The 13376-nt window shown below is 75.2% G+C and carries 13 protein-coding genes; 7 read left to right on the forward strand and 6 right to left on the reverse strand.

Features of this window, described 5'->3' with window-relative positions; all coding sequences use genetic code 11:
- Positions 1-1623 (reverse strand): acetolactate synthase, encoded by a 1623-nt coding sequence (locus ACFHW0_RS04755; RefSeq protein ID WP_416605672.1) that lies wholly within the window; start codon positions 1621-1623, stop codon positions 1-3.
- A gap of 118 nt (positions 1624-1741) precedes the next feature.
- A complete protein-coding gene (locus ACFHW0_RS04760) occupies positions 1742-2515 on the reverse strand; it encodes an enoyl-CoA hydratase/isomerase family protein (protein WP_416605674.1) in 774 nt (257 codons plus the stop codon).
- 99 nt (positions 2516-2614) lie between these two features.
- On the opposite strand from ACFHW0_RS04760, the gene ACFHW0_RS04765 reads away from it, so the two are divergent.
- Positions 2615-3091 carry a DUF6232 family protein gene (locus tag ACFHW0_RS04765; protein WP_121396212.1) on the forward strand — a complete coding sequence of 159 codons (477 nt, stop codon included), beginning with the start codon at positions 2615-2617 and terminating at the stop codon, positions 3089-3091.
- Here ACFHW0_RS04765 and ACFHW0_RS04770 read toward each other — a convergent pair.
- Positions 3088-3489, reverse strand: coding sequence for a nuclear transport factor 2 family protein (locus ACFHW0_RS04770; RefSeq protein ID WP_416605676.1), 402 nt, complete (start codon positions 3487-3489; stop codon positions 3088-3090). The two genes, ACFHW0_RS04765 and ACFHW0_RS04770, sit on opposite strands and share 4 nt — an antisense overlap.
- Positions 3490-3926: 437 nt before the next feature.
- Here ACFHW0_RS04770 and ACFHW0_RS04775 point away from each other — a divergent pair, with 437 nt between their 5' ends.
- Positions 3927-4406 carry a DUF6232 family protein gene (locus ACFHW0_RS04775; protein ID WP_132240829.1) on the forward strand — a complete coding sequence of 160 codons (480 nt, stop codon included), beginning with the start codon at positions 3927-3929 and terminating at the stop codon, positions 4404-4406.
- Positions 4407-4464: 58 nt separating this feature from the next.
- Positions 4465-5214, forward strand: a complete 750-nt coding sequence (locus ACFHW0_RS04780; protein WP_416605678.1) for a hypothetical protein — start codon at positions 4465-4467, stop codon at positions 5212-5214.
- A gap of 69 nt (positions 5215-5283) precedes the next feature.
- On the opposite strand, the gene ACFHW0_RS04785 is transcribed toward ACFHW0_RS04780, so the two are convergent.
- Together ACFHW0_RS04785 and ACFHW0_RS04790 are read right to left on the reverse strand one after the other, a co-directional pair.
- On the reverse strand, positions 5284-6180 hold the full coding sequence (locus ACFHW0_RS04785; RefSeq protein WP_416605679.1) for a ribokinase: 897 nt from the start codon (positions 6178-6180) through the stop codon (positions 5284-5286).
- A gap of 13 nt (positions 6181-6193) precedes the next feature.
- Positions 6194-7000, reverse strand: a complete 807-nt coding sequence (locus ACFHW0_RS04790) for an ABC transporter ATP-binding protein (RefSeq protein ID WP_416605680.1) — start codon at positions 6998-7000, stop codon at positions 6194-6196.
- Positions 7001-7119: 119 nt separating this feature from the next.
- On the opposite strand from ACFHW0_RS04790, the gene ACFHW0_RS04795 reads away from it, so the two are divergent.
- On the forward strand, positions 7120-8130 hold the full coding sequence (locus ACFHW0_RS04795; RefSeq protein ID WP_416605681.1) for an ABC transporter ATP-binding protein: 1011 nt from the start codon (positions 7120-7122) through the stop codon (positions 8128-8130).
- Complete coding sequence (locus ACFHW0_RS04800) at positions 8127-9140, forward strand: ABC transporter permease subunit (RefSeq protein ID WP_416605683.1); 1014 nt, start codon at positions 8127-8129, stop codon at positions 9138-9140. The genes ACFHW0_RS04795 and ACFHW0_RS04800 overlap by 4 nt, the downstream gene beginning before the upstream one ends.
- 147 nt (positions 9141-9287) lie before the next feature.
- On the opposite strand, the gene ACFHW0_RS04805 is transcribed toward ACFHW0_RS04800, so the two are convergent.
- Positions 9288-10463, reverse strand: coding sequence for an ROK family transcriptional regulator (locus ACFHW0_RS04805; protein WP_416605684.1), 1176 nt, complete (start codon positions 10461-10463; stop codon positions 9288-9290).
- Positions 10464-10629: 166 nt separating this feature from the next.
- On the opposite strand from ACFHW0_RS04805, the gene ACFHW0_RS04810 reads away from it, so the two are divergent.
- Positions 10630-12081 carry a glycoside hydrolase family 3 N-terminal domain-containing protein gene (locus tag ACFHW0_RS04810; protein WP_416605686.1) on the forward strand — a complete coding sequence of 484 codons (1452 nt, stop codon included), beginning with the start codon at positions 10630-10632 and terminating at the stop codon, positions 12079-12081.
- Between the two features lie 92 nt (positions 12082-12173).
- Complete coding sequence (locus tag ACFHW0_RS04815; RefSeq protein ID WP_416605689.1) at positions 12174-13376, forward strand: PP2C family protein-serine/threonine phosphatase; 1203 nt, start codon at positions 12174-12176, stop codon at positions 13374-13376.

The raw sequence follows: 13376 nt of genomic DNA on the forward strand, positions 1-13376 counted from the left end.
TCAGGCCAGGTTCGACGAGCGGGGGTACGCGTCCGCCGGGTCGGTGAGCACGTTGACCAGGTACGGCACGCCGGAGTCGAACGCCCGCCGCAGGGCCGGGCCGAGGTCGCCGGCCTTCGCCACCGTCTCGCCGGCCCCGCCCAGGGCGCTCACGACGTTGTCGTAGCGCAGCTCCGGCTGGAGGTCGGCGGCGACGTCGTAGCCGTACATGGCGCGCATGGGGTGCTTCTCCAGGCCCCAGATGCCGTTGTTGCCGACCACGATCACCACCGGCAGCTTCTGCCGGGCCAGGGACTCCACGTCCATCAGCGAGAAGCCGGCCGCGCCGTCGCCCATGAGGACGCAGATCTGCCGGTCGGGGTGGCTGACGCGGGCGCCCATCGCGTAGCCCATGCCGGTGCCGAGGCAGCCGTACGGGCCGGGGTCGAGCCAGGTGCCGGGCTGCGCGGGCTCCAGGTAGCGGCCGGCGTACGAGACGAAGTCGCCGCCGTCGCCGATGGTGATGGCGTCGCGGGCCAGGACCTTGCGCAGCTCGCCGTAGACCCGGGCGGGCCGGATCGGGTCCGTCTCGGCGGACATCTCCTCGGCGTCGCGGGCCTTCGCGGCGTCCTCGGCGGTACGCAGCTCGGCGATCCAGTCGGTGTGGTCGGCCCGGTCGCCCGGGTGGTCGGCCAGCGCGGTGAGGATCAGCTGGAGGTCGCCGGCGGGGGCGGCGGCCGGCTGCACGTGCGCCGCCCGCTGGCTGGGCGCGTCGACGACGTGCACCACCTGGGCGTCGCCGAAGTCGCCGAAGCTGAGCCGGAAGTCGAGCGGGGTGCCGATCACCACAACCACGTCGGCGCCCCTCAGCGCCACGCGACGGGCCTTGGCGAAGGCGAGCGGGTGCTCCGGCGGCAGCGCGCCCCGGCCCATCCCGTTGGTGAAGACCGGCACCTGGAGCGACTCGGCGGCGGCCCGCAGGGCGTCGACCGCGTCCCCGGCGTAGACGTCGGAGCCGGCGATGATCACCGGGCGGCTCGCGGCGGCGATCAGGCCGGCCGCCTTCGTCACCTCGGCGTGGTCGGGCTCGACCGGCGCGATGCCCGGCAGCGCGGGCAGCTCGGCGTCGGAGACCGAGAAGACCGCCTCCAGCGGGAAGTCGAGGAAGACCGGGCCCCGGTGCGGGGTGAGCGCGGTGGTCAGCGCCGCGGTCACCGCGCGCGGGATGTCGTCGGGGCTGAACACCGTCTCGGCGTGCTTGGTGACCGGGGCGACCAGCGGCAGGTGGTCCATCTCCTGGAGGCTGCCCGAGCCCCAGCGGAACTGCGGGGCCCGGCCGCCCAGCACCAGCACCGGGGAGGCGTTGAAGTATGCGCTGGTCAGCCCCGAGATGCCGTTGGTGACGCCGGGGCCGGCGGTGAGCACGGCGAGGCCGGGTCGGCGCTGGAGCTTCGCCACCGCCTCGGCGGCGAAGACCGCAGACTGCTCGTGCCGCACGTCGTAGAGGGGGAAGCCGGTCTTGTGCGCGGCGTCGTAGAGCGGAAAGACGTGCCCGCCGGAGAGGGTGAACATCTCCCGCACCCCGTACGCGCGCAGCGCCGCGAGTGCGAGCTCCCCGCCGTGACCTTCGATCCGCTCCGTCATCGCCGCTCTTCCCTTCGTCCGCATGGCCGGAGTCACACGCTACTCACCGGTAGGCGGAATGTGAACCGTTCTCGGCTCGATACCCGGGCCGGCGGGTCGCCCCGCCGGCCCGGGCCGGTCAACGACCCGTGAAGTCCGGCTTGCGCTTCGCCACGAACGCCACCATGCCCTCGCGCCGGTCGTCGGTGGCGAACAGTGCCGCGAAGAGCTGGCTCTCCCAGGCCAGACCGGAGTTCAGGTCCATGTCCAGACCGGCGTCGACGGCGAGCTTGGCGGCGCGCAGGGCCTGCGCCGGACCGGTGAGGTACGGGCGGACCAGCTCGACCGCGGTGTCGTAGACCTCGGCCGCCGGGGCGACCCGGTCGGCCAGGCCGATCCGCAGGGCCTCCTGGGCGTCGACCATCCGGCCGGACATGATCAGGTCCTTGGCGCGGGCCGGGCCGACCAGGCGGGCCAGCCGCTGGGTGCCGCCGGCGCCGGGAATGATGCCGAGCTTGATCTCCGGCTGCCCGAGCTTGGCGTCCTCGGCCACCACCCGCCAGTCGCACGCCAGCGCCAGCTCGCAGCCGCCGCCGAGGGCGTAGCCGGTGATCGCGGCCACGACCGGCTTCGGGATCCGGGAGATCGCGCCGAGCGCGCTGGACAGGCCGGCCGCCCGGTCCGCCATGTCCACGTAGGACATGTCGGCCATCTCCTTGATGTCCGCGCCGGCCGCGAAGACCTTCTCCCCGCCGTACACGATGACGGCGCGGACGCCCGGGTCGGCGGTGGCCGCCGCGGCGGCGGCGCGCAACTCCTCCTGCACCTGGGTGTTCAGGGCGTTCATCGGCGGCCGCTCCAGCCGGATGGTGCCGATGCCGTCCTTGGTCTCCAACCGCACGAACTCGCCCACGCTGGCCCTCACTTCCTCGTCGAAGTCGCGTGCCAACCTTACGGCCCGGATCGTTGGGGTAAGTAGTGTGGTGTCAGGCCCGCCACCGGGAGTACCGCCATGATCACGTACTACGACGACAGGTCCGTGCAGGTCACCTCGACCGCCGTCCGGGTGGACGGCCGGACCTTCCGGCTGGCCGACATCAGCATGGTCTGGCACCGGCGCGGCAGCCGGTCCTGGCGGGTGCTCGTCGGACGCGGCGCGATCGGCGCGGCGCTCGCCGGCCCCCTGGTCGCCGCCGCGCTCGGCATCGCGTTCGCGCTCTGGCTGGACCGCTCCCTGACCGTCACCATCGCCATCGTCGGCGCCTCGGTGCTGATCGGGCTCGCGGTCGGCCCGGTCGCCGACTTCCTCTTCGAGCACCTCGACCGCTCGTACGCCAGGGGCAGCCGGCAGTTGGAGATCTGGGCCCGCTGGCGCGGCCAGCCGGTGCGCCTGCTGTGCACCGGCGACGCGCTGCGCTTCGGCCAGATCTACCGGGCGGTGCAGCGGGCCGTCGAGGCCGGCCAGCCGGTGTCGCCCCGCCGCCGCTAGAACCCGATCGGTCCGTCCGGCAGCATGCCCAGGCCGCGCAGCAACCCGAAGAGGTCCTGCTCGCCCCAGAACTGCACGATCCGGCCGCCGGCCAGCCGGTACATCTTGCACGCGCTCTGCACCGCCGTCGCGCCGGTGGCGTCCCGCCGGTAGGTCTGCGCCAGCGACACCACCACGCGGTCGCCGGCCGCGAAGATCTCGACGATCTCCTGGTCGAGCACGGTCAGCCCCGGCGAGGCGACGGCCCCCTCGACGTGGTGCCGCCCCCGAACCCCGGCACCGGAGCCGTAGATCAGCACGCCCTCGTCGACCACCGCGCGCAACTCCGCCAGGTCCTTGGTGACGAAGGTCCGCAGGTAGCGACGGACCACCTCGACGTTGCGCTCCTGCTCTGTCATGACCGGTCACGCTAGCCATCCCGCCCGTCCCGCGCTGCCCCGAATCGTCCGCCCGACACCGCCGGAACCGCCGGAACCGGCGCCCCCGAACCGTCTCGCCCGGCGCCGCGCCTGCGGCGCAGTCGCCTCGCTCGCGCTGTCGAGCTGCCCCCATGGACGGGGCAGGGCGGCCAACCCGGACTCCCGGTGGCGCGGCGACACCCGGCGGTGACGAGTGGTCTCATCGACGGGGCAGCTCGACAGCGCGCACACGGCCACTCCCGCACTCCGGGCCCTGGCCTCACCAGACCTCCCACCCCGTTCCTCCGGCTGCCGCCCGCCGCTTCCCGGGCCCGCACCCGCCCCGTCCGGCACCCGCCCGTCCGGTCACCCGCCCCGTCCGGCACCCGCCCCGTCCGGGACCGGCGGCGGTTGCCCGGCAGTGGTTAGGCTTAGTGATGACCATCTATTACCGGGACGACGCGGTGCAGGTGACGTCGGAGTCGATCCGGGCCGGGGGCCACGCCGTGGCGATCGCCGACGTGACGTACGTCTGGCACGCGCAGGGGCCGAAGACGCTGGCGGTACGGGGGCGGGTACTGGGTCGCGGCGTCCTGGTACTGCTCCTCTCGCTGCCTCCGTTGGTCGCGGTGGTCTGCGTGCTCTCGCTGGCCTGGTCGGCGCAGGACCGGGGCGAGTGGCAGCTGGCGCTGATCATCCTGGCCGCGTGCGTCGTCGGCGCCCTGGCCCTGGCCCCCTTCCTGGAGATCCCTCTCGGCTGGCTAGACCGCTCCTACGAGCGGGGCAGCAAGGTGCACGAGCTCTGGGTCCAGCACCACGGCCGGGAGGTGCTGCTGCTGCGCACCCCGGACGCGCTGCGGTTCGGGCAGATCTACCGGGCGGTGCAGCGCGCGGTGGAGCAGTACACGGACTCCTGACCGCGGGGGCCGGCGCCCTGTCCGGCGGTACGGGCGCGGGCGACGCACACTGGATGCCATGGTGATTCCCCTCCCCCGGCCCGCCGCGGTCGTCGGTCTGACCCGCTCCGCCCTCGACCAGGCCCTCGGCTCGGCGGCCTCGTTCGCCGCCGTGCCGGCCCGCGCGTTCGCCGTGCTGGACTCGGTGGAGGCCCTGCTGAAGCGGGTCGACGGCATGGTGGACCGCATCGACGGCGTGGTGGACCGGATCGAGCAGACCCTCGACCGCACCGACCGGGTGCTCACCGACGCCGAGGGCGCGGTACGGGAGGTGGCGGTCATCAGCGCCGCCGCGACCACCGCGATCGAGACGGCCACCGAGGTGGCCGCCGCCGCGGCCGTCGTGGTCGGCGAGGCGGAGAAGGTGTCCCGCACGGCCGGTGCGGTGGTCGCCGAGGCCGACGCGGTGGCCGTCCGGGCCGCCGGCACCGTGGGCACCGCGGCGGAGGCGGCGGCCACTGCCGCCGAGCTGCTGACGGCGTACGAGCCGGCGCTGCGCCGGGGCGCCCCGATGGCCAACCGCTTCGTCGAGCAGCTCAGCCACGAGGAGGTGAACGCCGCGATCCGGCTCGTCGACGAGCTGCCGAAGCTCAAGCAGCACCTGACGGCGGACATCCTGCCGATCCTGGCCACCCTGGACCGGGTCGGCCCGGACCTGCACGACCTGCTCGACGTCACCCGCGATTTGAAGCTCGCCGTCGCCGGCATCCCCGGGCTGGGCATGCTCCGCCGCCGGGGCGAGAAGCTCACCGACGACGCCGAGGCCTGACCCTGGGGCGTACAGTACTTCGGGACGTACGGCGCCCCGCGACGTGCGGCCCGTGGCCGGTCGGCCGGATCAGGCGGGGACGTACAGCTCGTCGATCTCGGCCCGGGTGGGCAGCGCCACGGAGGCGCCGAGCCGGCGGGCGCAGGCCGCCCCGGCCGCCGCCGCCCAGCGCACCGCGTCGACCACGTCCCGGCCCTCGCCCCAGGCCACCGCGAGCGCGGCGGTGAAGGCGTCCCCGGCGGCCGTGGAGTCCACCACGTCGACCTTGACCGCCGGCACGTGCACGGCGGTGCCGTCCCGGTCCCCGTACCAGGCGCCCTCCGCGCCGAGGGTGAGCACCGCCCGGGGCGCCAGGTCGAGCAGGGCCGACGGCTCGTCCCGGCCGCGCCCGGTGAGCGCCTGCGCCTCGGTCTCGTTGACCACCAGCAGGTCGGTGGCCGCCAGCAGCTCCGGCGGCACCGGCACGGCCGGGGCGGCGTTGAGCACCACCCGGGTGCCGGCCGCCCGGGCGACGACGGCGGCCTCGGTCACCGTCACGACCGGGATCTCCAACTGCGCGAGCAGCACCTCCGCCCCGCGTACGGCGGTCAGCTCCGGTTCGGTCAGGCCGGTCATCGAGGCGTTGGCGCCCGGGCTGACCAGGATCGCGTTCTCGCCCTCGGCGTTCACCATCACCAGCGCCACCCCCGACGTGCCGTACGTCGTGCGGAGCTGGTCGGTGTCGACCCCGGCGGCGGTGATCCGTGCCCGCAGGGTGACACCGAACGAGTCGGAGCCGATCGCCCCGAGGAAGGCGCAGGAGGCGCCGGCCCTGGCCGCGGCGACGGCCTGGTTGGCGCCCTTGCCGCCGGGCACCATGACGAAGTCGGTGCCGAGCAGGGTCTCCCCCGGGCGGGGCAGGGCGGGGGCGGTGCCCACCAGGTCCATGTTGGCGCTGCCCACCACGACGACCCGGGTCTGCCGCATCGCAAGCCCCCCGTCAGGCGGCGCGGGCGGTGAACCGGTCGCCGGAGCGCTGGACCACCAGCGGCAGCCCGAAGGTCTTGGAGAGGTTGTCCCCGGTCAGCGTGTCGTCGAGGAGCCCCTGCGCCACCACGCCGCCCTCGCGCAGCAGCATCGCGTGGGTGAAGCCGGGCGGGATCTCCTCCACGTGGTGGGTCACCAGCACCAGCGCCGGGGCGTCCGGGTCGTACGCCAACTCGGCCAGCCGGGCGACCAGGTCCTCGCGCCCGCCCAGGTCGAGCCCGGCGGCGGGCTCGTCGAGCAGCAGCAGCTCCGGGTCCGTCATCAGCGCGCGGGCGATCTGCACCCGCTTGCGTTCCCCCTCGGAGAGGGTGCCGTAGGTGCGCTCGGCGAGGCCCCCGATGCCGAGCTGGCCCAGCAGGGCGCGGGCCCGGGCCTCGTCGCTGCTGTCGTAGCTCTCCCGCCAGCGACCGACCACCGACCAGGCGGCCGTGACGACGACGTCGCTGACCCGCTCGTCGGCGGGCACCCGCTCGGCGAGTGCGGCGGTGGAGAGCCCGATGCGGGTGCGCAGCTCGTTGACGTCGGTGCGGCCGATCCGCTCGCCGAGCACGTGGGCGGTGCCGGTGGTCGGGTGCAGCCGCCCGGCGGCGAGGTTGAGCAGGGTCGTCTTCCCCGCGCCGTTCGGCCCGAGCACCACCCAGCGCTCGTCCAGCTCGACCCGCCAGTCGACGTCGTGCAGCAGTGCCGTGCCAGCCCGGCGTACGCCGACGCCGTCGAGGCTGACCACCAGATCCTCGTCCCCAGTCACCCGACCATCCAACCACGCAACGCCGGGGCTCCCCCCACGGGCGGCGCCCCGGCCATAGGGTGGGGCGCCGTGTCGTTGGTCACCACAACCGGAGGACGGTCCATGCCCGGTCGCAGCACGGAGCCGCGCGGATGAGCGCGGTCATCGAGATCGAGGGTCTGCGCAAGACCTTCCACAGCGTGCGGCAGGGCCGCCGGGTGGCGGTCGACGGCTTCGACCTGCTGGTGAAGGCGGGCCAGATCCACGGTTTCCTCGGCCCCAACGGGTCGGGCAAGACCACCACGCTGCGCGCCCTGCTCGGGCTGGTGCGGGCCGACGCGGGCCGAATGACGGTGCTGGGCGTCCCCTCGCCGGACGGGTTGCCCCTGGTGGCCGGGCGGGTCGGGGCCATCGTGGAGAGCCCGCAGTTCTTCGGCAACTTCACCGGCCACCGGACCCTGCGCCTGCTCGCCCGGGCCGGCGGCGTGCCGGCCGCCCGGGTCGACGAGGTGCTGGAGCAGGTGGGTCTGCGGGACCGGGGCGACGAGCGGGTCAAGGGCTACTCGCTGGGCATGAAGCAGCGGCTGGCGGTGGCCTCCGCCCTGCTCAAGGACCCGGAGCTGCTGATCCTGGACGAGCCGGCGAACGGGTTGGACCCGGCCGGCATCCGGGAGATGCGGGACCTGATGCGCTCGCTGGCGCAGGCCGGCGTGACAGTGCTGGTCTCCAGCCACATCCTGGCCGAGATCCAGCTGATCTGCGACCACGTGACGATCATCGCGCGGGGCCGGCGGGTGGCGGCCGGGCGCGTCGACGAGGTGCTGGCCGGCTTCGACCGGCACGAGCTGCTGGTGCGGGTGGACGATCCGCAGCGGGCCGTGGAGCTGCTGACGGCGGCCGGGCTGGCGGCGACCGGGCACGACGACCACCTGGTGGTGGGCGACGTGGACGACGCCACCGAGGTCAGCCGCACCCTCGGCGAGGCGGGCCTGTGGGTACGCGAGCTGACCCCGCTGCGGCCCGACCTGGAGAGCGTCTTCCTCGAACTGACCGGCACGGCGGCGCACCCGACGCTGCCCCGGCAGGTGGACGACTCGGTGCCGCCCGACGGCGGGCCCTCCGAACCGGTGATCGACCTCGACGTGCGGGGAGTGGACGCGTGAACCTGGTCCGTGCCGAACTGGAGCGTCTCGGCGCCCGGCGCTTCGTGCAGCTCATGCTCGTCCTGCTGGTGCTCGCGTTCGGCATCACCGCGGCGACCACCCTGGCGAGTTCCCACCGGCCCACCGCCCAGGAGGTTCTCGACGCCCAGCGGGCCGCCGCGGCGGCGCGCGCCGACCTGGAGCGCACCCACCAGCTCTGCCTGGACCGGCAGCGCGGTGCCGTGCTCGCGGACGACGTGCGGGAGTACGTCCCCGACGACTGCGCCGAGGTCGACCCGGCCCAGATGGAGCGGGCGCCCGTGGCGGCCGACTTCCTCCACGGGGTGTTCACCTTCGCCGAGGAGGCCGGGCCGCTGCTCTACTTCCTCATCGCCTTCCTCGCGCTCTTCGGGTTCCTGGTCGGCGCCTCCTACATCGGCGCCGACCTGAACTCCGGGGGCGTGGTCAACCTGCTGCTCTGGCGTCCCCGGCGGATGACCGTGCTCGGCACCAAGCTGGGCACGCTGCTCGGCGGGACGGCGCTGCTGTCCGTGCTGGCCTCGGCGACGTACCTCGGGACGTTCTGGCTGATCGCTGCGTTCGCCGGGCGACCGGGGCGGTTGGACGGGGAGTTCTGGGGCTCGCTGGGCGCGACCTGGGGCCGCGGCCTGCTGCTGGTGCTGCTGCTCACCGTGGTCGGGTTCGCCGTCGCCACCCTGGGCCGGCACACCTCGGCGGCGCTCGGCGCGATCGCCGGCTACCTGGTGGTGTGGGAGCTGGGCGCCCGACTGGTGATGGAGATCCTGGAAGTCGTCAAGGTGGACCGGTACATGCTCTCCAGCTACGCGGCCGCCCTGCTCAACGGCCGGGTCGAGTTCTGGGACTACCGGGCGTGCGCCACCGGGTCGACCGCCTCCTGCGACGGCCTCTACGTGGTGACCTGGCAGCCCGCGCTGTTGTTGCTGCTCGGGCTGACCGGCGCGTTGGCCGCCGCCGCCTTCGCGGCGTTCCGCCGCCGCGACCTGATGTGACGGCCGGCCGGGGGCGCGGCAAGTCCTTGCAGGATCCGGGCCGACGATGAAATATTCCTTCACATGACGCCCGGCCGCCGCCGACCCCGCCGACCCCGGTCGGCGTGGGCCGGCGCGCGGTCCGCGCCGGCGGGCGGCGGACCCCGGTCAGCCGACGGTCGAGCCGAAGACCTCGTCGCGGACGGCGTCCAGGGCGGTGCGCAGCGCGCCCCGCAGGATCGGCTCCTCGGTCAGCCCGGTCGGCACGACCCGGGGGCGGACCAGCGTGATCGCCGCGACCTCGTGCTGCACGCGCTCGGCCAGCGCCGCCCCGCCGGCCTGGCCGACCTCGCCGGCGAGCACCACCAGCGGCGGGTCCAGCACCACACAGGTGCCCGCCACGCCCAGCGCCAGCCGGCGGGCCACCTCGTCGAGCATGGGACCGCCGGCCGTGCCGTCGGCCACCGCCGCCCGCACCGCCACGGCGCCGCTGTCGTCCGGGTAGCCGTGCGCGCGGGCCAGGTCGCGGACCGCGTCCGCGCCGATCAGCTGCTGGAACGCCGGCTTCGCCCGGCGGGACACGTCACGCGGGATGGGCGCGCCGGGCACCGGCAGGTAGCCGATCTCGCCGGCGGCGCCGCTGCTGCCGTGGTGCAGCCGGCCGTTCAGCACGATCGCCAGGCCGACGCCGGCGCCGACCCAGACCAGCACGAAGTCCGTCAGCCCCTGGGCCGCGCCCGACTGCGCCTCGGCGACGGCGGCCAGGTTCACGTCGTTCTCGAAGACCACCGGGGTGTGCAGGTCGTCCCGGAGCGCGGCGAGCAGGCCGGTGTGCCAGCGGGGCAGGTTGAAGGCGAACGTGATGTCGCCCGTGCCAGGGTCGACGAGGCCCGGGGTGCCCAGCACGATCCGCCGTACGCTCGACAGCTTCGCCCCGGCGCTGCTCGCGGCCTGGACGACCGCGTTGTGCACGACCCCGACCGGGTCGTCGGTGTCGTGGGTCGACTGCTCGACGCGGCCGATCACCGCCCCGGTGATGTCCGCACAGGCGGCCACCACCCGGTCGGCGCCCACGTCCACCCCGACCACGTGCGCGCTGCCGGGCCGCACGGCGTAGAGCTGGGCGTTGGGTCCCCGCCCGCCGGCCTGCTCGCCGACCCGGGTGACCAGGCCCCGCTCCTCCAGCCGCTCGACGAGCTGGGAGGCGGTGACCTTGGACAACCCGGTCAGCTCGCCGAGCCGGGCCCGGGTCAGCGGCCCCTGCTCCAGCAGCAGCTCCAACGCCGCGCGGTCGTTCAGCGCCCGCAACAGGCGGGGGGTGCCGGGCAGCCGGGTCGCACTCATGCCACGTCCTCTAGTTTTGGTAAACCTTGCTAACTGTAAACCGACCTGCGAGCGGGTAGCCGACAGCGTATCGGCCGCCCGGGAGCGGGGTGGTCGGCCGACCCGGTACGTCACCGACCCCCGCCGGTACGGCTTCCGTGCCGCGGGGACGAAAGGGGAAGATCACGTGGGGCTGGATCCAGGACTGCGCCGGCTCGCGCTCGGCACGCTGCTCGCCGCGTACCCGGGGCCGGTCCCCCCGGGCTGGGCGGTCGACCTGGTCGCCGAGGGGCTCGCGGGGCACACCCTGTTCGGCACCAACGTCCACGACCCGGGGCAGGTGGCGGCGAGCACCGCCGCCCTGCGGGCCGGCCGCCCGGACGTGCTGATCGCGATCGACGAGGAGGGCGGCGACGTCACCCGGCTGGCGCACGCCACCGGCAGCCCGTACCCGGGCAACGCCGCGCTCGGCGCGATCGACGAGGTGGCGCTGACCCGCCGGGTCTACGAGGCCATCGGCGCGGAGCTGGCCGCCCTCGGCGTCACCGTCAACCTCGCGCCGACAGTGGACGTGAACACCGCCGACGAGAACCCGGTGATCGGCACCCGCTCGTTCGGCGCCGATCCGGCCCGGGTCGCCGCGCACTCCGCCGCCGCCGTGACCGGCCTCCAGGCCGCCGGGGTAGCCGCCTGCGCCAAGCACTTCCCGGGGCACGGCGCGACGGTCGCCGACTCCCACTACGAGCTGCCCACCGTGGACGTGCCGCTCGACGTGCTGCGCCGGCGCGACCTGCCGCCGTTCGCCGCGGTCGTCGCGGCCGGCGCGCGGGCCGTGATGACCGCGCACATCCGGGTGCCCGCGCTGACCGGCGACGGCCCCGCCACGTTCAGCCGGGCGGTCCTGGTCGACCTGCTCCGCCGCGAGTACGGCTTCACCGGCACGGTCATCACCGACGCGCTGGAGATGAAGGGCGCCGCGGTGGCGGCCGGCGGGGTCGGCCCGGCCGCCGTCCGGGCCCTCGCCGCCGGCGCCGACCTGCTGTGCATCGGCGCCCAGGTCGACGCCGAACTGGTCGAGCGGGTGGTCGCGGAGATCGTCGGCGCGCTCGGCGACGGCCGCCTGGACCGGGCGCGGGTGGAGGAGGCGGCCGGCCGTGCCGCCGCGCTCGCCGCCTGGACGCGGGCCGCCGGCGCGACCTCGACCGCCCCCGACGGACTCGGGTACGCCGCGGCGCGGCGCGCCGTCCGGGTGGAGGGCGAGCTGACCGGCCTGGACCGCCCGCTGGTCGTCCAGCTGCACGCCGCGTCGACCATCGCCGAGGGCCGGGTGCCGTGGGGCCTCGGCCCGCACCTGGACGGCGCGGAGGAGCTGCGGGTGGTCGCCACCGAGACCGGGCCGGCCGTCCTGCGCCAGCTCGCCGGGGACCGGCCGATCGTGCTGGTCGGCCGCCACCTGCACCGGCTGCCGGGCGGGGCGGAGCTGGTGACCGCGCTGGCCGCCGAGCATCCGGTGACCGTGGTCGAGATGGGCTGGCCCTCGCGGTGGCGTCCGGCCGGCGTGCGGGCGTTCGTCACCACGTACGGCGCGAGCCACGCCTGCGGCCGCGCCGCCGCGGAGGTGCTCGGCCTGGCCGGCTGACCCCGGCACCGCCGGGTACGCGCCGTCGGGGCGGTTCGCTCCCGGCCGGGCCCGGCCGGCTTCGACCGGGCCCGGCCGGGGTATGCGACAGCATGACCGCCACCGACCCATGGCACCGGGCCCTGGCCGACCTGGTGTCCCGGTCCCACCGGCTGCCCCCGGACGAGCTCGCGGCCACGGTCGACGCCGTGCTCCGGCCGCTGGGCGTGACGGCGACCGTGTACCTGGTCGACGCCGAGCAGCACGGCCTGCGCCCGCTGCCCGGCACGGGGCGGGCGGCGCCGGAGCTGCTGCCGATCGACACCAGCCTGGCCGGACGCGCCTTCACCCAGGTGGAGATACACGCGGGGCAGGGACCACCGCCCCGGCTGTGGGTGCCGATCGTCAACGGCACCGACCGGCTGGGGCTGCTGGAGGTGTTCCCGCCGGCCGACGCCGACCTCGCCGACGAGGCGCTGCGCGACGGCTGCCGGCTCATCTCCGGCCTGGTCGGTCACCTGGTCACCGGCAAGAGGGACTACGGGGACGTCCTGCACCGGGCGCGGCGCAGCCGGCCGATGGGGGTCTCCGCCGAGCTGCTCTGGCACCTGCTCCCGCCGCTGACCTTCGCCACCTCGGAGGTGGTGGTCAGTGCCCTGCTCGAGCCCTGCTACGAGGTCGGCGGGGACGCCTTCGACTACGCGGTACACGACGGGACCGTGACACTGGCGATCCTCGACGGGGTCGGGCACGGCCTGCCGGCGGTGCTCACCACCTCGGTGGCGCTGGCGGCGCTGCGGGCTGCCCGGCGCGCCGGCTCGGACCTGCCCGGTCTGGTCCGGGCGATGGACGCCGCGATCGCCGGCCAGTGGCACGACGCGCGGTTCGTCACGGCGGTGCTCGCCGAGTTCGACACCTGCTCCGGACTGCTGCGGTACGTCAACGCGGGGCACCCGCCGCCGGTGCTGCTGCGCCGGGGACGGGCCGTGCGGGAGCTGGCCGGGGGCCGCCGGCTCCCGCTTGGCCTGCCCGACGGCCGCGTCGAGGTGGCGCAGATCCGGCTGGAGCCCGGTGACCGGCTGCTGCTGCACACCGACGGCATGACCGAGGCACGCGACCCGGCGGGCGAGATGTTCGGGCTGGCCCGCCTCGCGGACCTCGCCGAACGGCACATCGGTTCCGGGCTGCCGGCCGCGGAGACGCTGCGCCGCCTCAGTCACGCGGTGCAGAAGCACCAGGGCGGGGCGCAGCAGGACGACGCGACCCTGCTGCTGGTCGAGTGGTCCGCCGACGCGTCGGCGAACTCGGAGCCCTGA

This window comes from Micromonospora sp. LOL_025, from assembly GCF_048060285.1.
Lineage (GTDB): Bacteria > Actinomycetota > Actinomycetes > Mycobacteriales > Micromonosporaceae > Micromonospora.